This is a genomic window from Nocardia sichangensis (assembly GCF_047200615.1).
Classification (GTDB): domain Bacteria; phylum Actinomycetota; class Actinomycetes; order Mycobacteriales; family Mycobacteriaceae; genus Nocardia; species Nocardia sichangensis.
Genome location: NZ_JBJZOK010000035.1, coordinates 1 through 21,550 on the forward strand (window position 1 = coordinate 1; position 21,550 = coordinate 21,550).

The 21,550-nt window shown below is 69.0% G+C and carries 21 protein-coding genes; 7 read left to right on the top strand and 14 right to left on the bottom strand.

The window, feature by feature from the left end; genetic code table 11:
- Positions 1-202 precede the first annotated feature (202 nt).
- Entirely contained in the window at positions 203-664 is a 462-nt protein-coding gene (locus ACL03I_RS33660) for a QcrA and Rieske domain-containing protein (RefSeq protein WP_412807975.1), read from the top strand.
- Positions 665-679: 15 nt separating this feature from the next.
- Here ACL03I_RS33660 and ACL03I_RS33665 read toward each other — a convergent pair whose 3' ends face one another.
- From ACL03I_RS33665 to ACL03I_RS33675, 3 genes are all read right to left on the bottom strand, one after another.
- A complete protein-coding gene (locus ACL03I_RS33665) occupies positions 680-1,147 on the bottom strand; it encodes a VOC family protein (RefSeq protein WP_355079683.1) in 468 nt (155 codons plus the stop codon).
- A gap of 83 nt (positions 1,148-1,230) precedes the next feature.
- Positions 1,231-1,950: a hypothetical protein gene (locus tag ACL03I_RS33670; RefSeq protein WP_412807995.1), complete on the bottom strand. Its 720-nt coding sequence runs from the start codon at positions 1,948-1,950 to the stop codon at positions 1,231-1,233.
- Positions 1,947-2,837, bottom strand: coding sequence for a hypothetical protein (locus ACL03I_RS33675; RefSeq protein ID WP_379253122.1), 891 nt, complete (start codon positions 2,835-2,837; stop codon positions 1,947-1,949). The genes ACL03I_RS33670 and ACL03I_RS33675 overlap by 4 nt, the downstream gene beginning before the upstream one ends.
- Positions 2,838-3,047: 210 nt before the next feature.
- On the opposite strand from ACL03I_RS33675, the gene lspA reads away from it, so the two are divergent.
- From lspA to ACL03I_RS33690, 3 genes are read left to right on the top strand one after another with little or no spacing between them, the layout of a single operon-like run.
- Positions 3,048-3,644, top strand: coding sequence for a signal peptidase II (lspA, locus tag ACL03I_RS33680; RefSeq protein WP_397282347.1), 597 nt, complete (start codon positions 3,048-3,050; stop codon positions 3,642-3,644).
- Entirely contained in the window at positions 3,641-4,567 is a 927-nt protein-coding gene (locus ACL03I_RS33685; protein WP_355079679.1) for an RluA family pseudouridine synthase, read from the top strand. Before lspA ends, ACL03I_RS33685 begins: the two co-directional genes overlap by 4 nt.
- Positions 4,560-5,225 (top strand): hypothetical protein, encoded by a 666-nt coding sequence (locus ACL03I_RS33690; RefSeq protein WP_412807976.1) that lies wholly within the window; start codon positions 4,560-4,562, stop codon positions 5,223-5,225. Before ACL03I_RS33685 ends, ACL03I_RS33690 begins: the two co-directional genes overlap by 8 nt.
- A 10-nt stretch (positions 5,226-5,235) precedes the next feature.
- Here ACL03I_RS33690 and ACL03I_RS33695 read toward each other — a convergent pair whose 3' ends face one another.
- Both ACL03I_RS33695 and ACL03I_RS33700 read right to left on the bottom strand, forming a co-directional pair.
- Entirely contained in the window at positions 5,236-6,054 is an 819-nt protein-coding gene (locus ACL03I_RS33695; protein ID WP_355079675.1) for a PhzF family phenazine biosynthesis protein, read from the bottom strand.
- An 81-nt stretch (positions 6,055-6,135) separates the two neighbouring features.
- Positions 6,136-8,559 (bottom strand): HAD-IC family P-type ATPase, encoded by a 2,424-nt coding sequence (locus tag ACL03I_RS33700; protein ID WP_355079673.1) that lies wholly within the window; start codon positions 8,557-8,559, stop codon positions 6,136-6,138.
- Positions 8,560-8,591: 32 nt separating this feature from the next.
- Here ACL03I_RS33700 and rarD point away from each other — a divergent pair, with 32 nt between their 5' ends.
- Positions 8,592-9,536 carry an EamA family transporter RarD gene (gene rarD / locus ACL03I_RS33705; RefSeq protein ID WP_379253121.1) on the top strand — a complete coding sequence of 315 codons (945 nt, stop codon included), beginning with the start codon at positions 8,592-8,594 and terminating at the stop codon, positions 9,534-9,536.
- A 98-nt stretch (positions 9,537-9,634) separates the two neighbouring features.
- Positions 9,635-10,141, top strand: a complete 507-nt coding sequence (locus ACL03I_RS33710; protein ID WP_355079669.1) for a PaaI family thioesterase — start codon at positions 9,635-9,637, stop codon at positions 10,139-10,141.
- An 88-nt stretch (positions 10,142-10,229) separates the two neighbouring features.
- On the opposite strand, the gene ACL03I_RS33715 is transcribed toward ACL03I_RS33710, so the two are convergent.
- Together ACL03I_RS33715 and ACL03I_RS33720 are read right to left on the bottom strand one after the other, a co-directional pair.
- Positions 10,230-10,730, bottom strand: coding sequence for a WKL family lipoprotein (locus ACL03I_RS33715; RefSeq protein WP_355079667.1), 501 nt, complete (start codon positions 10,728-10,730; stop codon positions 10,230-10,232).
- A gap of 194 nt (positions 10,731-10,924) precedes the next feature.
- On the bottom strand, positions 10,925-12,301 hold the full coding sequence (locus tag ACL03I_RS33720; protein ID WP_355079703.1) for a DNA polymerase IV: 1,377 nt from the start codon (positions 12,299-12,301) through the stop codon (positions 10,925-10,927).
- 352 nt (positions 12,302-12,653) lie between these two features.
- Between ACL03I_RS33720 and ACL03I_RS33725 the strand changes: the two genes are divergently transcribed.
- Positions 12,654-13,541: a UTP--glucose-1-phosphate uridylyltransferase gene (locus tag ACL03I_RS33725; protein ID WP_355079665.1), complete on the top strand. Its 888-nt coding sequence runs from the start codon at positions 12,654-12,656 to the stop codon at positions 13,539-13,541.
- Positions 13,542-13,768: 227 nt separating this feature from the next.
- On the opposite strand, the gene ACL03I_RS33730 is transcribed toward ACL03I_RS33725, so the two are convergent.
- The 7 genes from ACL03I_RS33730 to ACL03I_RS33760 form a co-directional block, all read right to left on the bottom strand.
- The gene (locus ACL03I_RS33730; protein WP_355079663.1) at positions 13,769-14,314 is read right to left on the bottom strand and encodes an NlpC/P60 family protein; all 546 of its coding nucleotides are present in this window, start codon (positions 14,312-14,314) and stop codon (positions 13,769-13,771) included.
- A 549-nt stretch (positions 14,315-14,863) separates the two neighbouring features.
- Positions 14,864-17,998: an isoleucine--tRNA ligase gene (ileS, locus tag ACL03I_RS33735; protein ID WP_412807977.1), complete on the bottom strand. Its 3,135-nt coding sequence runs from the start codon at positions 17,996-17,998 to the stop codon at positions 14,864-14,866.
- Positions 17,999-18,268: 270 nt separating this feature from the next.
- Positions 18,269-18,469: a hypothetical protein gene (locus ACL03I_RS33740; RefSeq protein WP_355079659.1), complete on the bottom strand. Its 201-nt coding sequence runs from the start codon at positions 18,467-18,469 to the stop codon at positions 18,269-18,271.
- Between the two features lie 78 nt (positions 18,470-18,547).
- Positions 18,548-19,405, bottom strand: coding sequence for a DivIVA-like cell division protein Wag31 (gene wag31 / locus ACL03I_RS33745; protein ID WP_355079657.1), 858 nt, complete (start codon positions 19,403-19,405; stop codon positions 18,548-18,550).
- A 69-nt stretch (positions 19,406-19,474) separates the two neighbouring features.
- The gene (locus ACL03I_RS33750) at positions 19,475-19,777 is read right to left on the bottom strand and encodes a YggT family protein (protein WP_039797136.1); all 303 of its coding nucleotides are present in this window, start codon (positions 19,775-19,777) and stop codon (positions 19,475-19,477) included.
- A gap of 89 nt (positions 19,778-19,866) precedes the next feature.
- A complete protein-coding gene (locus ACL03I_RS33755) occupies positions 19,867-20,649 on the bottom strand; it encodes a cell division protein SepF (RefSeq protein ID WP_355079655.1) in 783 nt (260 codons plus the stop codon).
- Between the two features lie 105 nt (positions 20,650-20,754).
- Entirely contained in the window at positions 20,755-21,516 is a 762-nt protein-coding gene (locus ACL03I_RS33760) for a YggS family pyridoxal phosphate-dependent enzyme (RefSeq protein WP_412807978.1), read from the bottom strand.
- Between the last annotated feature and the right edge of the window lie 34 nt (positions 21,517-21,550).

The following is a 21,550-nucleotide window of genomic DNA, read 5'->3' on the forward strand; positions in this document are numbered from 1 at the left end:
AGGTGTTCGAATCGATCGCCCGCGGGTAACCACAAAGAACGGCGGACCCGGCCACAAACAGATGAGGGGGTCCGGGTCCGCCGCTCTGTCATACGAATCGAATCGGATCGTCGATTGAACCGCCTGATCACTATCTCCGTGAACAAGGCGAAGCGGAAACCGGCGCAAGGCCGGCCGCGCCTTCGAGGGAGATCCGACCGACATGACATTCCACGAACAACTCCGCACCCGCCGCAGTGTGGTCGTCGCCGGTGCGGGCGTCGCCGCCGCGGCGGCGGTCACCGCCTGCACCGCCTGCACCGCCTATGGCAAGGGCGACGACGCTCCCGCGCCGCATGACGCCACCGCCGCGCAGGCAGACCGGCCCGTCGATGGGAACAGTCCCGCGAACGCGCTCGCCAAGACGGCCGACATTCCCGTCGGCGGCGGCGTGATCGTGGGCGACACCGTGGTGACCCAGCCCAGCGCGGGCACCTTCGTCGGGCTCTCCTCGGTGTGCACGCACGCGGGATGCAAGGTCGCGACGGTGTCCGGCGGCACCATCAACTGTGCCTGCCACGGTAGCAAGTTCGCGCTGGACGGCACGGTGGCCCACGGCCCGGCGAGCAAACCACTCGCCCCGAAAGGCATCCGGGTCAACGGGGATTCGGTCGTCGCCGAATGAGCAGATCCGCCGGGATCAGGAACCGCCGAACCGCTCGGCCATCCGGCGGTCCATCTCGTCGGGCGGCACATCCTCCACGTGGGTGGCCACCGTCCATCGGTGTCCCCACGGATCCTCGAAGGCGCCACTGCGATCGCCGTAGAACTGATCGGTCATGGGCGTGAGTTCCCTGGCGCCCGCGGACAACGCGGCGGCGAAAGCGGCGTCGGCGTCCTCGACGTACACATACAGGTTGACGGGGGTGCCGCCGACCGTCTTCGGGTCGAGGAAGTCCATATCGGGCGCCGAATCGCCGAGCATGACGACGGAATTGCCGAACATCAGCTCACAATGCGCGATTCTGCCGTCCGGACCGGGCATCCGCATACGCTCGGTCGCACCGAAAATGTTCTTGTAGAAATCGATCGCCGCCGCGGCGCCGTCGACCGCGAGCCCGGGCGACACCACCGGATATCCATCGGGAACGGGTTTGACATCAGACATGGGGAACCTCCGGTCGAGGCGTTGTGTCGGATCATGCCGAGCCTATTCCGGCGACAGGCGCGATTCGGCCGGATCGCGGGAAATCACGGTCCAGCGACGCCCTGCAGCCTGCGCACCTGGGCCGCGGTCAGCGCGCTGAGCACACCCGGGTCCACCGCCTCCGGCGCGGTCACCGCGACCTGCACCAACGTGCTTCCCACCTGAACGATCGCGACGGACGAGCGGAGGGTCAGGTCGTCACTGGTAGTGCGCACTTGGAAAGGTGCGGAGGCATCGCCCGCGGGCGGCTGGACGAGCCCGCCGACGCGGTAGTCCATCGGAATGTCGGAGCCGTCGGCCCCGGCATAGTGCGCGCAGCGACGCAGGATTTCCTGCACTTCCGAGAAAGCGGCCGCGACCGCGTCCGGTGGATAACTGGCCGCGTCTATATCGATGCTGGAGAAATTCGGCCCGGTGTACTGCGTGGACGCCCGCGCCAGCGCGCCGGAGCGTTGCGCACCGAGCGGCGCGAGCACTTTCACGCATTCGGCCGGATTCGTCGGCGAGGCGCCGGTAGCGCCTCCGCCGGTGTCGGCGGGCGGCGCGAGCGCGGTGAAACCGGCGGGCAGATCGCTGTCGGCGAGCAACAGCCCGCGCAGCCGAGTGGAATCGGTCTCGGGGGCGGTGGTCACCGGGGCCGCGGCCACGACGGGTCCGAGCGTGGGAAGCTCGGGCTGTCCTGGTGCGGCGTGGTCCCCCGAGCCGCATCCGGTGGCGACGACGAGGGACGCGACCGCGGCCAGCAGTCCGCACGCACGGATCATTCGGTCCACGACACCTGCGTCTCGATCGCCTGCTGCAGCGTGCTGTCGCTGTGCGGATCGCGGTAGGCCTGGTGCCCGCCGACGGTGATCGACCCGGCCACCGGCAGCGGCAAGCCGAGATCCACCGTGATGGTGCCCGCTCCCTGCATGACGTAGTCGTCGATGTCCAGCGTGCCCGCGTTGTTCGGCAGGTTCCACACCGGCGACTTCGGCTTCTGGGTGACGTGCAGCTCGATGGTGAGCCGGTCACCGTCGCGTTTGCTCAGCGTCGCGGTGGTCACCTGGTCGAGCAGGACGCCGCCGCTGACCTCCTGGCGCACCGTCCAGACCGCGCCCTCGCCGACGGGCTGGTCGGGAAACGCGATCGAACGGTAGACGGCCTGGTAGAACGCCTGCTCCAGCGCGGCGCGCGCGGTGTTGGACGCGTCGGGCGCCGGCTCGAGCCGCAGTGCGGTGATCGCGCCCAGATCGCTGAGGTCGAACCCCGCGTGCGAGCCGCCGATCTTGGTGAGCGCTTTGGCCAGCGTGGGATCGGGCGAGGTGACCGAGCCAAGGGTGAGATCGATGCCCTCCACGGTGGTCTCCGCGGTCATGGGAATGGTCAGCGCCGGGGTGGAGAAGTCGGGCTTGGGCTGCCCATCGATCTGCTGCTGGATGTGATGGGCGGTGTACAGCGTGACCCGCTGCACGGTGCCCGCCGGATACTCCGGCCGCAGCATCGATCGGGGCTCCGCACCGGCCGATTCGACCGTGGTCACCGCGGCCGGAATCGGCACGGTCACTTCCTTGCCGATGCCGAGCGGCTCCGTTCCGTCGGCCTCACCGCTCGACTCGGCGCCGTCGCCGCAACCGACCCCGAATGCCGAGAGGCCGAGCGCGAGCACCATGAGCAGCACACCCGAGCGCGCGCTCCGGGCTAGGCTCGCGCTTCGGGCCAGGCGGGGGGAAGACAACACCGTCACGAGCAACAGGGTACGACCGATTCCTGAGTGTCAGCTGGGACATTCGACCGCGAACCGATCGGCGTGGCACGCGAACGCCGCGGGCGCGGGCCGGGGCAATCGGACGCGCGCACCGGACTCGATTCCGCTCGAGAGATGATGGTCGGTGTGAGTGACGACCGGCCGCCCGAGGAAAACCCAGCGAACACCGCCGACCCGACGACCGAGCCGGCTCCGCCGCAGCGGCTGCGTACGCTACTCGTCCTCGCCGCGGTCGTGCTCGGCCTGGATCTGCTCACCAAGACCCTCGCGGTGGCGAAGCTGACGCCGGGCGATCCGGTACCGATCATCGGCGACTTCGCGCGCCTGAGCCTGGTGCGCAATCCCGGCGCGGCGTTCTCCATGGCCACCGGCATGACCTGGCTGCTGACCCTGGTCGCCGCCGCCGTCGTCATCGGCGTGGTGCGCATCGGCCGCACCATGCGTTCGCTGTGGTGGGCGATCGGACTGGGCATGGTGCTCGGCGGCGCGGTCGGCAATCTGGGCGACCGGCTGTTCCGCGCGCCCGGCCCGCTGCAGGGGCACGTGGTGGATTTCGTCGCGATCGGCTGGTGGCCGGTGTTCAACGTCGCGGACTCGGCCATCGTGTGCGGCGCGATCCTGCTGGTCGTGCTCACCGTGTTCGGCTTCGAACCGAACGGCACCCGGGTGGGCCACGGCAAGACCGGCGCGAGCGAGGGCAGCGCGGCATGAGGGAGACCAGGACCATGCCCGTCCCCGACGGGCTCGACGGCATGCGCGTCGACGCGGGCCTGTCCCGTCTGCTCGGCCTGTCCCGCACCGCGGTGGCCACGCTGGCCGAGGAGGGTTCGGTGCAGCTCGACGGCGTCGCCGCGGGCAAATCCGACCGGCTCACCGCGGGAGCCTGGCTGGAGGTGATCTTCCCGGAGCCGAAGCGGGAGCTGACCATCGAGGCCGAACCGGTGGAAGGCATGAAGATCCTCTACGCCGACGACGACATCGTCGCGGTCGACAAGCCGGTCGGCGTGGCCGCGCACACCGGCGTCGGCTGGAGCGGCCCGACCGTCGTCGGCGGACTCGCCGCCGCCGGATACCGCATCTCCACCTCCGGCGCCCACGAGCGGCAGGGCATCGTGCACCGCCTGGACGTCGGCACCTCCGGCGTGATGGTGGTCGCACAGTCCGAGCACGCGTACACGGTGCTGAAGCGCGCGTTCAAGCAGCGCACCGTCGACAAGCGGTATCACGCCCTGGTGCAGGGGCATCCGGACCCCAGCAGCGGCACCATCGACGCCCCGATCGGGCGGGCCCGCGGCAACGACTGGAAGTTCGCCGTCACCGCAGACGGCCGTCCCAGCGTCACGCACTACGACACGGTCGAGGCGTTCCATTCGGCCAGCCTCCTCGACATCCACCTGGAGACCGGCCGCACCCATCAGATCCGCGTGCATTTCTCCGCGATCCGCCACCCGTGCTGCGGTGATCTCACCTACGGCGCCGACCCGCGCCTGGCCGAGCGTCTCGGGCTGCAACGGCAGTGGCTGCACGCCCGGTCGCTGGGGTTCCAGCACCCCGCCGACGGCCGCTACCTGGAGATCACCAGCGAATACCCGGACGACCTGAAACACGCGCTGGACGTCCTGCGCGATGCCTGACCGCCGGGTGCCGCCCTGGCGCGGGATCTTGCTCGGCGCCGCGGCCGTCGCGCTGATCGCACTCGTCTTCGCGCTCGGCGCGCTGCAACCGCCGTACCGCGCCCCGGTGTCCACCGACCGGCTCGGGCCCGACCAGGGTGAGCAGGTCGCGGACTACCTCGCCCGGTCTCGTGACTCGCTGGACACGGGCGGCGACGAACCGCGCTGGGCGCTGGTGTCGTTCGCCGAACCCTTGGCGCCCGGCGAGATTCCGCAGCACAGCGGCGGATTGCGGATCGCGCAGGTGCTCTACCGGGTGCCCGCGCCCGGCGTGCAGACGCCGCTGGTGGCCGTGCCGGTACCGGAAGGCGTTCAGGCGGCGGCGGATTCGGCGTCGTACGCGGCCTGGCTGCTTCCCCGCCCCGTCGATGACCGCTCCGCCCGCGTGGTCGCGTTCTCGGCCGCACGACTGCGGAGCGGCTGCGGCTGTGTCGTCGGGCTCGTCGTGCGTGGCACCCCGGCGCGACTGCGAAACCTGGCCGGGCAGAACGGTATCCGCGCGGTCCAGGCGCTGCCCGCCGACGCGGTGGCGGGAAGCTTCGCGGTGGCCCCGCTGCTGCCCGACTACCGCGACGTCGTCGCGCCCGGCCCCGACGACGGACCGGTTCCGGAGCCGTGAGCGGCCGGAGCTAGTCCGGCAGGGTGACGACGCCGTCGAGGTAGCGGCGGCACCGTCCGAACAACAGCACGCGGTCGCCGGTCAGTTCGCAGCGCAAGCTTCCGCCGCGGCGGGACAGCTGCCTGGCGTGCAGTTCGGTGCGGCCGAGCCGCTCGCTCCACAGCGGAACCAGCTGCGCGTGCGCGGACCCGGTCACCGGGTCCTCCGGGACGCCCACGGCCGGGGCGAAGACCCGGGAGACGAAGTCGACCGAATCGCCGGGCGCGGTGACGATCGCGGCGCGCGGCAGCGCGGGGAACGCCGCCAGCACGGGCGCGGCATCGCGCACCTCCTGTTCGGTCGCCACGACGATCACCTCGTCGGTGCCGGAATACGCGCCCACCGGGCGCACACCGAGCGCCGCGACGAGCGCCGGATCGGGCTGCACCGGAATGCTCGGCACGGCAGGCAGGTCGAGGACGAACTCGTCGTCGTCGGTGCGGTCGACGTGCAGCCAGCCGCTGCGCGTGTAGAAGCTCACCCGGTCCTCACCGGGGTGCATGTCGGCCAGGATCTGCGCGGCGCTGGCGAGAGTGGCGTGCCCGCAGAGCGCGACCTCCACCCTCGGGGTGAACCACCGGAGGTGGAAGGCGGGCCACTCGCCCGGCGGCACGCCCGCCTCTGGAGGTAACCGTGAGGTATAGAACGCGGTCTCGGCGAGGTTGTTCTCCTCGGCCAGCTGTTGCAGCAACGCATCCGGCAGCCACGACGGGAGCGGCATCACCGCGGCCGGGTTGCCCGAGAACGGTGCGTCGGCGAACGCGTCGATCTGGTGCAGCAGTACCTCCATAATCTCCAGAAGGTACTCCAAGTCTGAATGGCCGCTTCGCACAAGGCTTCTCGTGGCGCGGCGAGTCAGGCGTCCAGTCTGTCAGTCGGCTCCGCCGGGCGAGCTGGGCAGCAGTTGCGGCTTCTCGCCGCGCAGCGCCGCGCTCACCCACCAGGCCGCCTCGACGAGCACGATCCCGACCACGCCGCAGACCACCGCCGCACCGGTGAGCGCGAGGTTGGAGGGGTCGAGTTTGAAGAACTCGCGGGTGAACGGAACGGTGAACAGGAACACGTACGCCGCCACCGACACCGCGATCAGCATCACCTTCCACCACACGTACGGCCGCGCGACGATGGCGAGCACCCACACCGCGATCATGATCAATGTGATGAGCGCCGTGGTGCCCGCCTGCACCTTCTGCTCCTCGGTGGCGTGCGGCCCGGCGTAGGCGATCAGGTACGAGACGAAGGTGGCCGCGCCGATCACCACGCCCGACGGGATGGCCAACCGCATGACGCGCCCCACGAAACCCGTGCGGGCACGCTCGTTGTTGGGCGCGAGCGAAAGGATGAACGCCGGAATGCCGATGGTGAACCAGGCCGCGATCGTGACGTGGCGCGGCAGGAACGGGTAGCCGATGGGCTCGTAGTCGAAGATCTGCGAGCCGATGCCGGCCATGCCGACCAGGAAGGCGAGCAGCACGGAATACACGGTCTTGGTGAGGAACAGATTCGAGACCCGCTCGATGTTGCCGATCACCCGGCGTCCCTCGCCGACCACGTACGGCAGCGTGGCGAACTTGTTGTCCAGCAGCACGATCTGCGCCACCGCCCTGGTCGCCGGACTGCCCGAGCCCATCGCCACGCCGATGTCCGAATCCTTCAAGGCGAGCACGTCGTTCACACCGTCGCCGGTCATGGCCACCGTGTGCCCGCGCGACTGCAACGCCGACACCATGGCGCGCTTCTGATCCGGACGTACCCGGCCGAAGGTGGTGTTGCCGTCCAGCACGGCGGCCAATTCGTCGCCGTCCTCCGGCAACTCCCGCGCGTCGATCGGGTGGTCACCGCCCGGCAGATCGAGCGAGGAGGCCACCGCGCCGACCGACACCGCGTTGTCGCCGGAGATGACCTTGATCGAGACGCTCTGGCTGGCGAAGTAATCGAGTGTGTCGCGCGCATCGGGCCGGACCTTCTGCTCCAGCACGACCAAGGCGGCGGGCCGCACGCCCCCCGGGGCGTCCGCGGCGTCCACCGGACGGTCGCCGCGCGCCAGCAACAGCACGCGTAGGCCGGATGCGCCGAGTTCCTCCGCGACCCGCGCGTCCGCGGATCCCGGGTCGAGCAGCACGTCCGGCGCGCCGAGCAGCCAGTCGCCGTGCTCGCCGTAGGAGCAACCGCTCCACTTCTTGGCGGAGGAGAACGGCGCGACGGCGGTGCGCTGCCAGCCGGGACCGTCCGGCAGAGCCTCGGCGATCGCCTGCACGCTCGCGTTCGGGCGCGGGTCGTCGGCCGCGAGCGCGGCCAGCGCGGTGCGTACCTCGGTGTCGTCGAAGGTGTCCAGCGTCTTCAGGTCCGACAGCCGCATGCCGTTCTCGGTCAGCGTGCCGGTCTTGTCCGCGCAGACCACGTCGACGCGGGCCAGCCCCTCGATCGCGGGCAACTCCTGCACCAGGCACTGGCGCCTGCCCAGCCGCACCACGCCGACCGCGAACGCGATCGACGTCATCAGCACCAGCCCCTCGGGCACCATCGGCACCAGCGCGGCCACCATGCCGGTGAGCGCGGGCCGCCACGACTCCTTGCTGGAGACCAGCTGGTTGTAGATGCTCAGCAGTCCGGCGGGAATCAGCAGGTAGGTGATGAACTTCAGGATCTTGTCGATACCGCTGCGCAGTTCGGAGTGCACCAGCGTGAACTTGCTCGCCTCCTCGGCCAGCCGCGCCGCGTAGGCGTCCCGGCCGACCTTGGTGGCGCGGTAGGCGCCGGACCCGGACACCACATAACTACCCGACATCACCGTGGCGCCGACCGCCTTCTCGATCGAGTCCGCCTCGCCGGTGAGCAACGACTCGTCCACCTCGAGCTGCGCGGACTCCTCTACCGTGCCGTCCACCACGATCTGGTCGCCGGGACCGAGCTCGATCACGTCGTCGAGCACCACCTCGCGCGGCGCGATCTCGACGGCCCTGCCGTCCCGGCGGACGGTCGGCTTGGCCTGGCTGACGATGGCCAGCTGGTCCAGGGTGCGCTTGGCGCGGATCTCCTGGATGATGCCGACCGCGCTGTTGGCGACGATCAGCAGGCCGAACATGCCGTCGATGATCGATCCGGTGGCCAGCACCAGCACGAACAGGACGCCGAGGATGGCGTTGATCCTGGTGAAGACGTTCGCGCGCACGATGTCGCGAACCGATCGGCTCGCGCGATCCGGGACGTCGTTGGTCAGTCCGTCGTGACGACGTTGCTCGACCTCGGTCGCGGTGAGCCCGGTCGCGCCCGATGCCTGCACGGTAATCGACATGACCGCAAGGCTACGGGACAACTACGTTCGTCATCGTGCGGCGAAGCAGGTCCATCCCCGGTGTAGCGTTCGGAGCGAGCGCGTACTTCTTGTGGGGACTTTTCCCCGCGTTCTTCGGGCTGCTGGCGTTCGCCAGTCCGGGTGAAGTGGTGGCGCAGCGGATCGTCTGGACGCTGGTGGTCGTGCTCGCGGTGCTCGCCGTCAGCGGCCGGATCCGCGAACTGCGCGGCATCGACGGCCGAGTCTGGCGGCTGGCGGCCGTGGCCTCCGCCGCGATCGCGCTCAACTGGGGCGTGTACGTCTATGGGGTCACCTCGGGCCACGTCGTGGAGTGCGCGCTCGGGTATTTCATCAACCCTCTGGTCACCGTCGCGTTCGGTGTGGTGCTCTTTCGTGAGCGGCTGACCGGCGCCCAATGGGCCGCCCTCGGGCTCGGCGCGGCCGCGGTGGCCGTGCTCACGGTCGACTACGGCAGACCACCGATCATCGCCTTGGCCCTGGCCTGCTCTTTCGCCACTTACGGCTTGGTGAAGAAGGTGATCCCGCTGGACGCGCTGCGCGGCATCGCCGCCGAGGGCGTCGTCGCCGCACCCTTCGCGCTGGCGTTCGCGATCGCGCTCGCGCTCGCCGGGCACAGCGAATTCGCCTCCGCCCCCGCGCATACCGCCCTGATGGTGGCCACCGGACCGGTCACCCTGGTTCCGCTACTGCTGTTCGCCGTCGCGGCCCAGCGCGTCGCGTTGTCCACCATGGGCCTGCTGCAATACCTCACCCCCGCACTCCAGATGGCCTGGGGCGTCGCGGTCGCGCACGAGCCGATGCCCGCCTCCCGTTGGGCCGGTTTCGCCCTCATCTGGGCGGCGCTGGTGATATTCACCACCGACGCCCTGCTACGAACCCGTCGCGCGCGGCGCACATCGCGCCCTGTCACCAGCGAATCCGGCTCCCACGCGAGCGAAACACGGTCCACACCGTGAGCTTCCCGCTTTCCGGCGACTCTAGTTCGTCGGAATTGGTCGCGAAGGTGTCGGATCCGACACTTCTGCGGGCTTCGCCTTCTCCGTAGCGTCGATGTATGACCGCGCCCAGACCCCTTCGCGCCCGCACCGACGCGGGGCGGCCACCGGCTGAGAAGACACCCGACCCGCTCGGTATGACCGGACGGGAGATCTTGCAGGGAACGCTCGACGGACGATTCCCGGGCGCACCGATTCTGAGCGCGCTGGGTTTCCGGCTGGCCCAGGTCGGCGATGGGACCGTGGTTTTCGAGGGCGAGCCGGGTGACCAACTGCTCGACCCGGCGGGCGGGGTGTACGGCGGCTTCGTGGCGACGGTGCTCGAAGCGGCCCTCGGCTCGGCGGTACTGACGCAGTTGGCCGGCGGCACGCGCTCCACCTCGGTCAAGATCGGCATCGACATCCACCGTGCCGTGCGCAGCGACACGCGCACGCTGCGCTGCGAGGGCACCGCGATCCACGTCGGCACCACCACGGCCAGCGCCGAGGCCCGCCTGGTCGGCGCCGAAGACGGCGAACTGTACGCGCACGCCACCTCGATGTACGCGATTCTGCGCATGCTCTGACCTGCGCGTACTATAAAATGCGGCAGAGCATTTCACGCGACGACGGGCCGGGCGCCGCGAAGCGCGACGACCGGCCCGTCGGGTGAACTCAGCTGCAGGCCGCCGACTGCTGACCGAGGTTGGTCAGCATGGTGCAGGCCCAGGTCTTCTGGATCTTCCACTTGCCGTTGTCGGCGACGAACGGCACGTCGACGATGTTCTCCTGGCCGTTGAGGATGAACTTGGCCTTCGCGTTCACGCTGTCGCCGAAGGAGGTGACGTCGGTGACCACGATCTTCACGTCGGCGCCTGCCGCGGCCTGCGACAGGCGGTCCGGCAGCGTCGGATCGGCCTCGGCGCCCTGGACGTTGTCCAGCTTCTCGGAGGCGGGCACCGACGGGTCGAGCGCACGGGCCAGGGCGGTGTTCAGCTCCGCGGGGGTCGGGACCGGCGGCAGGTTCGCGCTCGCGGTCGCCGACGCCTTGGCGCTGGTCGACGTCTTGGCGGCGGGCTTGCTGTCCTTGTCGTCGCCACCACAGGCGGTCAGGCCAAGCGCGGCGACGATGGCCAGTCCGGCGATCGCGATGCGTCCAGTCTTACGAAGCTTCAACTGCTCGTCCTTTGCGTTCGAGAGGTCCGTGTCGTGTTCCACCATGGCAGCCGCCCCCGAACCGGCGGCGCTGCACGAGGTCCCAGGCTACCGGCCCCGGGTGGCGGCACCCGGATCCACATCGGACCGGCGATGGTCGTCGGCAGCGAACGTACGCGTCCGGCCCGGCGATGTCGAGCCTCGGGCCCTGGCCGTCAGAGCAGACTGCCCAGCGGATCGGCACGGGTGAGGGCGGCATCGTCGGCGGCGAAGGTGCGCGCGGGACCCGGACCGGTGGAACGGGTTTCGAAGCGGACGGTCACCACGCCGAGCCCGGCGCCCTGCACCCAGCCGTGACCGTGCTCGGGATGCGATACGTCCATGCCGGGACGCCAGAGGGCGACCGGTAGGACCGGCGCGGTGTGCGCGGCATCGCCGAGTTCGGGGGCGTGCGCCGGTTCGGATTCCGTTTCCACCGCGGCGATCTCGGGGACGGGGCCGCGATCCAGTTCGGGGAACAGCGATTCCTGACGGACGGTCGACAGGCCGCCGTAGCCGACGCCGACGAGGCGGATCGGGCCCAGCTCCCGCGGGTCGAGCGCCGAACGCTGCGCGGCGGCGGCGAGAGTGGCCAAATCCTCGGTGGCGTAGGGCAGGGTGTAGGAGCGGGTGACGATGCTCATATCCGACTTCTTCAATTTGAGCACCACCGTGCGCGCGGCGCGCCCGTCACCGGTCAGGCGCCGGTGCGCCGCGACGGCCATGTCCTCGATGGCCGGACGCAGTTGCTCCAGGCTGACGATGTCGGTTTCGTAGGTTGTCTCGGCGCTGATCTGCTTCGCCTCGGTGCGTTCGGCGACCGGACGGTCATCGATGCCGCGCGCCAGTCGGTGCAGCGCGGCGCCGACGCTGCCGCCGAGAATCGACATCGCCTCCGACTCCGGCAGCGCGGCGAAGGCGCCCACGGTCTCGATGCCCAACGAGCGCAACCGGCTCTCCGCGACCGGGCCGATCCCCCACAGCTTGCGCACCGGCAGACCTGCCAACAGTCGCGGCTGCTCGACCGGCGAGATCACCCGGATCCCATCGGGTTTGGCCAAGCCGGAGGCGATCTTGGCCAGCTGCTTTCCGGTGCCCGCGCCCACCGAGGCGGTCAACCCGGTCCGTTCCCGCACCACCGCGCGCAAGTCCGCGCAGAACGCGTGCACCTGGGCGACCGTCGCGCCGGCCAGCTCGGCCGGTTCGCCGAACGCCTCGTCGAACGACAGCGTCTCCAGCACCGGGATCCGGCTGCGCAACGCGTCGAAGACCTGCCCGCTGACCACGCCGTAGACGGCGCCGCGCGGCGGCACCACCACCGCCGTGACGCCGACCAACCGGCGCGCCTGATGCATCGGCATCGCCGACCGGGCGCCGAACACGCGCGCCTCGTAACTGGCTCCGGCGACGACGCCGCGCCCGCCGGTCCCGCCGACCAGCACCGGCCTGCCCCGCAGCGTCGGCCGGGTCAGCTGCTCGACCGAGGCGAAGAACGCGTCCATGTCGATGTGCAGAACCCAGCGACGAGCGGCGCTGTCCGCGTCGGCGAGCACCGGTGCCCGCCGACCCACCGAGCTTTCGGCGCGGGTGGTCCCGACCCCGGTCGAGGGCGCGACCGGGCACTCGACGCTCGGCTTCTCGGTACGCACGGCTGCAATGTACGCCCGTCCACCGACAGTGCGGAGCAGGCGGTGACGCTGTCAGGTGGCTGTGCGCTAGCTGCCGGTTACCTGCCGGTATCGGGGCCGCCTCCGTCTCGCGCCCCGGGGACCGTCCGGCCCGGTCGCGAGGGCTTTGATCTGCGCTTTTCCGTGCCGGAACAAGTACCGGGCGGTCTCGAAATAACCGCCGACGTGCCGTGGGGACGGGGCCTGACCCACGGTCCGATATGTGATGATCGGACCCATGAATATCCGCAAGGCCGTCATCCCGGCCGCCGGTATCGGCTCCCGGCTGCTTCCGCTGACCAAGGCCATCCCCAAGGAGATGCTGCCGGTCGGCGACAAGCCGGTGATCGAGCACACGGTCCGCGAGCTGGTCGCTTCGGGCATCACCGACATCACCATCGTGGTCAGCAGCGGAAAATCACTGATCCAGGACCATTTCCGACCCAATCCCGCGCTGGTCGCCCAGCTGCGCGCGGACGGCAAGACCGCGTTCGCCGATGCCGTCGAGGAGGTCGGCGAGCTGTCCCGGCTCGGCCACATCACCTACCTCGACCAGCACGGGCCGTACGGCAACGGCACCCCGGTGCTCAACGCCGCCCGCAACCTCGGCGACGAGCCCATGCTGGTGCTGTGGCCGGACGACGTGTTCGTCGCCGAGGTGCCCCGAGCTCAGCAGCTCATCGACGCCTACGAGGCCACCGGAGCCCCCGTCCTCGCGCTGATGCCGATGGATCCCGCCGAGTCGCAGCGCTACGGCGTGCCGGTGGTCGCCGACGACCACGGCAACGGCCTGCTGCGCATCACCGGCCTGCGCGAGAAGCCGAAGCCGAAGGACGCGCCGTCGTCCTTCGCCGCGATCGGCGGCTATGTCGTCACCCCCGGCATCATCGACGAGCTGCGCAGGCAGACCGAAGAGTGGTACGAACACCGCACCGGCGAGGTGTACCTCACCGACGCGATCAACGTGCACGCGGCGAACAGTCCGGTCTTCGGCCAGGTGATCCGCGGCCGGTGGTACGACACCGGCAACCCGGCCGACTATTTGGTGGCGCAATTCGCCTCGGCGCTGGCCCATCAGCAGTACGGACCGCTGCTGCGCACCCTCGCCGACGGGCTCGGCGACTAGCGCACGTCCGGGCCGTATCGCGGCTCCCGCACACCGGAATGCGGCGGCGCGCCTGACACCGTAGGGTGACGAGGGCGGCTTCCGGTGTCGGCGCACCGGTGCCGGTCCACGCCGCCCATTCGGTTCCTACCGGCGGGCTGGGGTGCATGTGACGTCCGCGGCCGATTCGCCACGGCCCCGACCCGAATTCGCGGGTCGGGGCCGTTTCAGCGCCGGAGTAGCCGCGCTCAGAAGCGACGGATGGCGTAGATGTCGAATTCGTCCAGCGGAGTGAAGCCGACCGGCACGCCCTGACCGTACGCGTTGAGCACCCGGCCGTTTCCGGCATAGATACCGACGTGCGAGCCATCGCTGTTCAGCACGATCACGTCGCCGAGCGACAGCGAGCCCCGCGGGACGGGCGCGCCCACCTTCGCCTGCTGCCAAGTGGTCCGCGGAAGACTCACGCCGACCTGACGGTACGCCCACTGCACGAGGCCCGAGCAGTCCCAGCTGTCGGGGCCTGTCCCACCCCATTCGTACGGCTTGCCGATCTGCGTCGTCGCCGCGGCCAGCGCGCCGACGCCGAACACACTGGGTATCGGCAGGTCGGCCGAGCCGCTGGCGCTGCCGGACGAGGAACTGCCGCTACCCGCCGAGCCGAACGACGCGCTGCCCGGTCCGCTGCCGGAGGCGCTGCCGGTGTCGGCCCAGGCGGGTCCGGCGAACAGGAGGATCGTGATGATCGAGAGCAGGAATCCGAGTGCGATGCGGTGCAACGATTTTCTCGGCACGTGCTCGCCCCTTCCATGGGCGCGGTTGACTGGCCGCCGATCGGCAGCCTGGCTAATACATGGCATCAGCAGCGGCCTCCGATACGGAGCCGCGGCCACCCGCGCCGGTCACATTCCCAGCACGGCCAAATTCCAAGTAGGACACACTGAAAAGAGAAACTGCCGCCCCGGAGATCACCTGGGTAACAGCAGCGACACCGCAGATTGTGCCTGGGATATCGGCGAATTGTCGGGAATCAGCAAATTCTCAGCATGTGATCTAGATCACTAGACTGCGCCGTGAATGCCAGGTTTGAGATCGGAAAACCCTGCCATCGTGTTGCCGGTCGGTCGCGTGCGGTACGCGGCCGCCAGGTGAGCGACCCGGGGCATCGGCGACCGAACAGACCGCGCCCAGACCTGTCCGGCCCCGCCGAGAACATCGAGCGGACCGATTCCGGCAGGCTCGGATCGCTGCCACCGATCGGCTCGGAACAAACGGCACCAAGACCGCTCGAACAGCAACCGGGGCGGGACCTTTCGGTCCCGCCCCGGCTCGAAACCCGGCGCTCAGGCCTTGGCGATCTGCGCCCGCACTCCGCCGACCAGATCGGCGGCCTCCGCTCCGGCGTCGCCGAAGGTCAGCGTGGTGGCGAGGATCTCCCCCGCGATCAGGTCACGGTGCGTCTCGGCCCACGCGGCCCGGTCCGCCGGAACGTCCAGGACCACGGTGATGCGGTCGGAGACGTCCAGCCCGGCGGACTTCCTGGTCTCCTGAAGGTCGCGGATCAGGTCCCGCGCCCAGCCCTCGGCCTCCAGCTCCTCGGTGACCACCGAATTCAGCACCACGAGACCCGCGTTCCCGGGCAGCGCCGCGGTCGACTCGGGCTCGGCCGCCACGAGACGCTGGGTGTACTCCTCCGGCAGCAGGGCGATGCCGGCCGCCCGGACCGTGCCGTCGGCGTCCTCGGCCCAGTCACCGGCCTTCACCGCCTTGATCACCGCCTGCACGTCCTTGCCCAGACGCGGCCCCGCGGCGCGGGCGTTGACCACCAGCTCGAACCGGCCGTGCGCGTCCACGTCGGTGGTCAGATCGACCTTCTTGACGTTGACCTCGTCGGCGACGATGTCGGCGAACGGCGCCAGCCGCTCGGCGTCGGCCGCGGCGATGGTGACCTCGGCCAGCGGCAGCCGCACCCGCAGGTTCTGCGCCTTGCGCAGGCTCAGCACCGTCGAGCACACCAGGCGCACCTCGTCCATGGCGGCGACCAGCTCCGGATCGTCCGGCAGCTCGCCCTCCTTCGGCCAGTCGGCCAGGTGCACCGAGTCACCGCCGGTCAACCCGCGCCAGATCACCTCGGTGATCAGCGGCAGCAGCGGCGCGGCCAGCCGGGTGACCACCTCGAGCACCGTGTGCAGGGTGTCCACCGCGTCGCGGTCCTCGCTCCAGAACCGCGAGCGGGAGCGCCGCACGTACCAGTTGGTCAGCGCGTCGGCGAACGAGCGCAGCTCATCGCAGGCGCCCGCGATGTCGTAGGTCTCCAGCGCCTCGGTGATCACGTCCCTGGTGCGCGCCAGCTTCGCCAGGATGTATCGATCCAGCACGTGCGGCGAATCCGTGCGCCACACACCGGGCTTCGACGCGTACAGCTGCAGGAACGTCCACGCGTTCCACAGCGGTCGCAGCGCGTGACTCACGCCCTCGCGGATGCCGCGCTCGGTGACGATGAGATTGCCGCCGCGCAGGATCGGCGAACTCATCAGGAACCAGCGCATCGCGTCCGAGCCGTCCCGGTCGAACACCTCGTTGACATCCGGGTAATTGCCCTTGGACTTGCTCATCTTCAGACCGTCGTCGCCGAGCACGATGCCGTGCGCCGCGACGGTCTCGAACGCCGGGCTGTCGAACAGAGCCGTCGCCAGCACGTGCAGCGTGTAGAACCAGCCGCGGGTCTGGCCGTTGTACTCGACGATGAAATCGCCCGGGAAGTGGCTGTCGAACCACTCTTTGTTCTCGAACGGATAGTGCACCTGGGCATACGGCATCGAGCCGGACTCGAACCAGCAGTCCAGCACCTCCGGCACCCGGCGCATGGTCGAGCGGCCCGTCGGGTCATCGGGATTCGGCCGGGTGAGCTCGTCGATCATCGGGCGGTGCAGATCGGCCGGGCGCACCCCGAAGTCGCGCTCCAGCTCGTCCAGCGAGCCGTACACGTCGACGCGCGGGTAGGCCGGATCGTCGGACACCCACACGGGGATCGGGCTGCCCCAGTATCGATTGCGGCTGATGTTCCAGTCGCGCGCGCCTTCCAGCCACTTGCCGAACTGGCCGTCGCGGATGTGCTCGGGCACCCAGGTGATCTGTTTGTTCAGCTCCACCATGCGATCGCGGAACTTGGTGACCGCCACGAACCAGGACGGCACGGCCATGTAGATCAGCGGCTGCCCGGAGCGCCAGCTGTGCGGGTAGGAGTGCTCGATCGTCTCGTGCCGCAACAGCTTTCCCGCGGCCTTGAGGTCCTTGATGATCACCGGATTCGCGTCGAACACCATCAGGCCCTCGTACGGCGGAACCATCGAGGTGAACCTGCCGCCCGGGTCCAGCGGCTGCACCAGCTCGATGCCGTGCGCGGAGGCGACGTCCATGTCCTCCTCACCGAAGGCGGGTGCGAGATGCACTATGCCGGTGCCGGAGTCGGTGGTCACGTAGTCGGCGGTGAGCACGCGGTGGGCGTGGGGATGGCCGAGGAAGAAGTCGAACGGCGGCGCGTAGGACAAATCCGCCAGCGCGGCGCCATCGAACTCGGCGAGCACCTCCGGCTCCGCGCCGAACTCCCGCGCGTAGTGCGAAACCCGTTCGGCCGCGAGCACATAGCGTTTACCGTCGGCCGCGCGCAGGTGCACGTAGCGAACGTCGGGATGCACCGCTATCGCCAAGTTGGACGGCAGCGTCCACGGCGTCGTGGTCCAGATCAGCGCGTTGGCGCCGTCGAGTTCGTGCAGCGGATGCTCCGCGGGCACGCGCAACGCCATGTCGACGGTGACCGCCGGGTCCTGGCGCATCTTGTAGGCGTCGTCGAGGCGGGTTTCCTGATTCGACAACGGCGTCTGCTCGTACCAGCTGTAGGGCAGCACCCGGAAGCCCTGATAGATCAGCCCTTTGTCGTACAGCGATTTGAACGCCCACATCACCGACTCCATGAAGTCGGTGTCCAGCGTCTTGTAGTCGTTGTCGAAGTCGACCCAGCGAGCCTGGCGCGTCACGTAGTCGCGCCATTCCCCGGTGTAGCGCAGCACCGATGTTTTGCAGGCCGCGTTGAATTCCGCGAGCCCCATCGCGTCGATCTGTGATTTGTCCGTGATACCGAGCTGCTTTTCGGCTTCGATTTCCGCGGGCAATCCGTGACAGTCCCAGCCGAATCGCCGGTCGACCCGCTTGCCGCGCATCGTCTGGAAACGCGGGACGAGGTCTTTGACGTATCCGGTGAGCAAATGTCCGTAATGCGGCAGACCGTTGGCAAAGGGCGGCCCGTCATAGAAGACGAATTCGGCTGCGCCGGAACGGTTTTCGATGCTCGCGCGGAAGGTGTCGGCGGCCGCCCACGCGTCGAGCACGCGGCGCTCCATCTCGGGGAACGACGCCCCGCTGCCGACGCTCAGGTCGACGCGCGGGTACGCGCTGTTGCTGGAAGTCTGGTCCGCCATTGCGGATACGTCTCCTCGTGCCGAGTCGTTGGCACGGGGACGATGACGGCGCCCGGTGCGCCGAAACCGCGGTACCACCCCGCTTGTCCGGCGTGGCGACACCGGACCTCTCATTCGCGAGCTGTGACGGGCTCACCCGTTCGGTTCTACTGAGCGCCCGGCCCGCAGGCCGTGCCGCCGTTCTTCCGAAGGCTCCCCGGTGATGGCCGGATCGACGCCGTATTCATGTTTGATTCTAGCCGGAGCGGTCAACTCACTTTGTGAGGCAGGTCAGCGTTTGGCATGACGACCAGGAGGCGGCGGGGAATCACTATCCGGACTCCGCATGGACAAAGCACTCACCAACAAGAGCATCGCGCCGATGACGCACACCACGATGCAGCCCCACGCCCAGATCACCGATCCGGTGGTGAGCGCGGCCACGAGCAGGGCGAAGCCGATCGCGGCAAGGACGAGTGTCAAGACGAGCATGGTGACCCCCAAGGCATGCCGGGCGGCTCGACAGTTCCTCTAAACGGTATGCGAACTGCTGTGCTGGGGCGCGGCGCGCTACTTGCCGCCCTTGGCGAATGACGCCGGCGCGAGGTTGTTCGCCGTGTTGGCATCCGCGAAGGCTTCGCCGCCGTCGACCGGAACGGCCGAGCCACGGTTCTCCAGCTCCTCCAGCTGCGACTCCAGGTAGGACTTCAACCGCACCCGGTACTCCCGCTCGAACGTCTTGAGCTGCTCGATCCGGCTCTCCAGCACACTGCGCTGCTGGGTGATGGTCGCCATGATCTCGGTGTGCTTGCGCTCGGCGTCCGCCTGCAGCGCGTCGGCCTTCTCCTTGGCCTGGCGCAGCTGGCTGTCCGAACGACTCTGCGCGTCGGTCAGCATCGCGTCCGACTTCTGACGGGCGTCGGCGATCATGGCCTCCGACCGCGTCCTGGCGTCTCCGACCAGTCGCTCGGAATTCGCCCTGGCATTCGACAGCAAGCTCTCCGCCTCGCTCTTGGCGTCGCTGGTCAGCCGATCCGCCATCTCCTGAGCGAGGCTGAGCACCTTGGCGGCCTGCAGGTTCGCGTCCGCGCCCGGCGCGTCCTTGGCCACCGGCGCGGCGGGCATCGGAGCGGGCGGGGCGACGGGAACCGGGGGCTTGATCGGTTCCGGCTGCGGCGGCGGGGCCTGCGGAATCGGCGGTTTCGGACTGTTCACTCCGGCCGGGCCGCGGTTCTTCTTCGCGTCGGCCAATTCCGCGTCGAGTTCGGCGACCCGCTGGCGCAGATCGGCGTTCTCCTCGATCAGACGCGAGAGCTCCTGCTCCACCAGATCCAGGAACGCGTCGACTTCATCCTCGTTGTAGCCGCGCTTCCCGATCGGCGGTTTGCTGAACGCGACGTTGTGCACATCGGCTGGGGTCAGCGGCATGGAAGGATCCCTTCACGCGTCTTTTGGAGATCTAGCAGATCTAGCAAGCTGTCTTCACGGCCCATTCTGTCACACCGGAGCTACCGGCTGCCCGAGCCTGCCCACGATCGACATCAGGATGAAGACGATGAAAAGCAGGACCATTATCGACAGATCCAGGCGAATTCCGCCCAGTGACACCGGAGGTATCAAGCGCCTGAGCAGTTTCACCGGAGGATCGGTGATCGTGAAGATCACCTCCAGGACGACGACCACGACACCGGTAGGACGCCAGTCTCGGGCAAAGCTACGGATGAACTCGACGATCACCCGGCTGATCAGCAACAGCCAGAAGATGAACAGTACGAAGTACAGCACCGCGAACAAGGCCACGAGTTCACTCTGCCGTAAAAATCGCTTCGCGCAAAATGACCGCGCCGCACAACCTGCGACCGGTCTGCTCCACCCCCCAGATCACGAGCTTATTTCTGGTTGTAGAAGCCGGTTTCCGCGATGCGTCTGCGTTCTTCCGCTGATACGTCGACATCGGCCGGTGAGAGCAGGAACACTTTTGTCGCCACCTTGTCGAACGATCCGCGCAGCGCGAAGGCCAGGCCCGCGGCGAAGTCGACCAACCGCTTGGCGTCGGCGTTGCTCAGATCCACCAGGTCCATGATCACCGGATTGCCCTCGCGAAAGCGTTCGCCGATGATCCGAGCCTCGCTGTAATCGCGCGGGCGCAGCGTCGTGATCTTGGACAAGGGGCCTCCGTCCTCGAAGATCCCGGGCCGCCGCACCGGGGCGGGCTCGGGACGCACGCGCTCCTCCAGCCTGCGCTCCTCGGCGTCGGGATCGACGGCGAGCGCGCCACGGGTCGTACCGCGCAGCGGAGGCGGGCTCCCGCCCGCGCGGAACCGGCCCGACGGCGCGGAGTCGATCCGGGTCGGACGCCGGGGCGCGTCGTAGCGGTCGTCGCCGTAGGGCTCGTCGGCGTAGTCGTCGCGCCGCGACACCGAGTAACCCGCCTTGTAGGGCGACTTGTACGCGGGCTCGGGATAGTCGACGTCGTCGAAACGGCTTGCGCCGTATCGATCGTCGGCGTAGCGATCGACGTAGCCGTCGCGGTCGGAGTAGTCACGGGGCCGGGGCCGACGAGCGCCGCGCTCGTCCACCCCTCGGGGAGCGCGATCGTCGACGTAGTCGTCTTCGTAATCCTCGAGCGGAACCATGCCGAAGTACGCCTTGAACTTGTGCAGCGTGCTCATTGGTCGACCTTCCTTCGGCCCCGGTGGCGGCCGGGTGTTGAAGTCTTGCTCAGCCCTCGTCAGATCCCAGCATATGTGTCGAATGTGACTGATGAGGTTTCTTTGCTAGCCCGAGGTTATCGGTCGCATACCCATCAAGGCGGTACCGACACGCACAACCGTCGAACCATGTTCGATCGCGCATTCCAGATCATCCGACATTCCCGCGGAAAGCTCTGTCGCGTCCGGATGATCGGCGACCAACAACGTGTGCAACATCGCAAGTCGCGCAAATGCGGCATCGGACTCCGAACCCAAGGGTGGAATGGCCATCAGGCCCGACAAACGTAATCCCGGAGCGTCCGCAATCCGTTGCGCGAGCACGGGAAGATCAGCGGCCGTGACACCCCCTCGCGCGGGGTCGTCGTCCAGGCTCACCTGGAGCAACACCCGCAGCGGTTCGGTGCGTTCGCCCGCCTCCAGCGCAGCCACCGCGCCGGCGTCCAGAGCGGTTGCCAGACGTTCGCTGTCGACCGAGTGAACGGTGTGCGCCCAGCGGGCGACACTGCGCGCTTTGTTCCGCTGCAACCGCCCGATCATGTGCCAGCGGATGCCGGAGAGGTCTTCCTCACGTAACGCCGCCACCTTGGCGGCCGCCTCCTGCTCCCGCGACTCGCCGAACTCGCGCCGGCCGAGCCGATGCAGGATCGCCACGTCCGAAGCCGGGAAGAATTTCGTCACCGGCAGCAGCCGCACCGAATCCGGCGACCGACCCGCGGCGCGACACGCCGCGTCGATGCGAGCGAGCAGACCGGCAAGGTTGTCCGACAGCTCGGCGGTCCTGGCGGCGAGTGCGCCGTCCACCGCGGCCCCGGCTTCGGCGCTCATGCGCGCGCCTCCCCGGCGCACAGCGCGTCGACCA

What these genes read in the sequence shown, in the direction of transcription:
- ACL03I_RS33755 (WP_355079655.1), bottom strand. Translation starts at nt 20,649, where the DNA reads ATGAGCACGCTGCACAAGTTCAAGGCGTACTTCGGCATGGTTCCGCTC.
- ileS (WP_412807977.1), bottom strand. Translation starts at nt 17,998, where the DNA reads ATGGCGGACCAGACTTCCAGCAACAGCGCGTACCCGCGCGTCGACCTG.
- ACL03I_RS33675 (WP_379253122.1), bottom strand. Translation starts at nt 2,837, where the DNA reads ATGGTGCTCGCGCTCGGCCTCTCGGCATTCGGGGTCGGTTGCGGCGAC.
- ACL03I_RS33685 (WP_355079679.1), top strand. Translation starts at nt 3,641, where the DNA reads ATGAGGGAGACCAGGACCATGCCCGTCCCCGACGGGCTCGACGGCATG.
- ACL03I_RS33710 (WP_355079669.1), top strand. Translation starts at nt 9,635, where the DNA reads ATGACCGCGCCCAGACCCCTTCGCGCCCGCACCGACGCGGGGCGGCCA.
- ACL03I_RS33725 (WP_355079665.1), top strand. Translation starts at nt 12,654, where the DNA reads ATGAATATCCGCAAGGCCGTCATCCCGGCCGCCGGTATCGGCTCCCGG.
- ACL03I_RS33690 (WP_412807976.1), top strand. Translation starts at nt 4,560, where the DNA reads ATGCCTGACCGCCGGGTGCCGCCCTGGCGCGGGATCTTGCTCGGCGCC.
- ACL03I_RS33665 (WP_355079683.1), bottom strand. Translation starts at nt 1,147, where the DNA reads ATGTCTGATGTCAAACCCGTTCCCGATGGATATCCGGTGGTGTCGCCC.
- wag31 (WP_355079657.1), bottom strand. Translation starts at nt 19,405, where the DNA reads ATGCCGCTGACCCCAGCCGATGTGCACAACGTCGCGTTCAGCAAACCG.
- ACL03I_RS33760 (WP_412807978.1), bottom strand. Translation starts at nt 21,516, where the DNA reads ATGAGCGCCGAAGCCGGGGCCGCGGTGGACGGCGCACTCGCCGCCAGG.
- lspA (WP_397282347.1), top strand. Translation starts at nt 3,048, where the DNA reads ATGATGGTCGGTGTGAGTGACGACCGGCCGCCCGAGGAAAACCCAGCG.
- ACL03I_RS33695 (WP_355079675.1), bottom strand. Translation starts at nt 6,054, where the DNA reads ATGGAGGTACTGCTGCACCAGATCGACGCGTTCGCCGACGCACCGTTC.
- ACL03I_RS33700 (WP_355079673.1), bottom strand. Translation starts at nt 8,559, where the DNA reads ATGTCGATTACCGTGCAGGCATCGGGCGCGACCGGGCTCACCGCGACC.
- ACL03I_RS33740 (WP_355079659.1), bottom strand. Translation starts at nt 18,469, where the DNA reads ATGCTCGTCTTGACACTCGTCCTTGCCGCGATCGGCTTCGCCCTGCTC.
- ACL03I_RS33660 (WP_412807975.1), top strand. Translation starts at nt 203, where the DNA reads ATGACATTCCACGAACAACTCCGCACCCGCCGCAGTGTGGTCGTCGCC.
- ACL03I_RS33670 (WP_412807995.1), bottom strand. Translation starts at nt 1,950, where the DNA reads ATGATCCGTGCGTGCGGACTGCTGGCCGCGGTCGCGTCCCTCGTCGTC.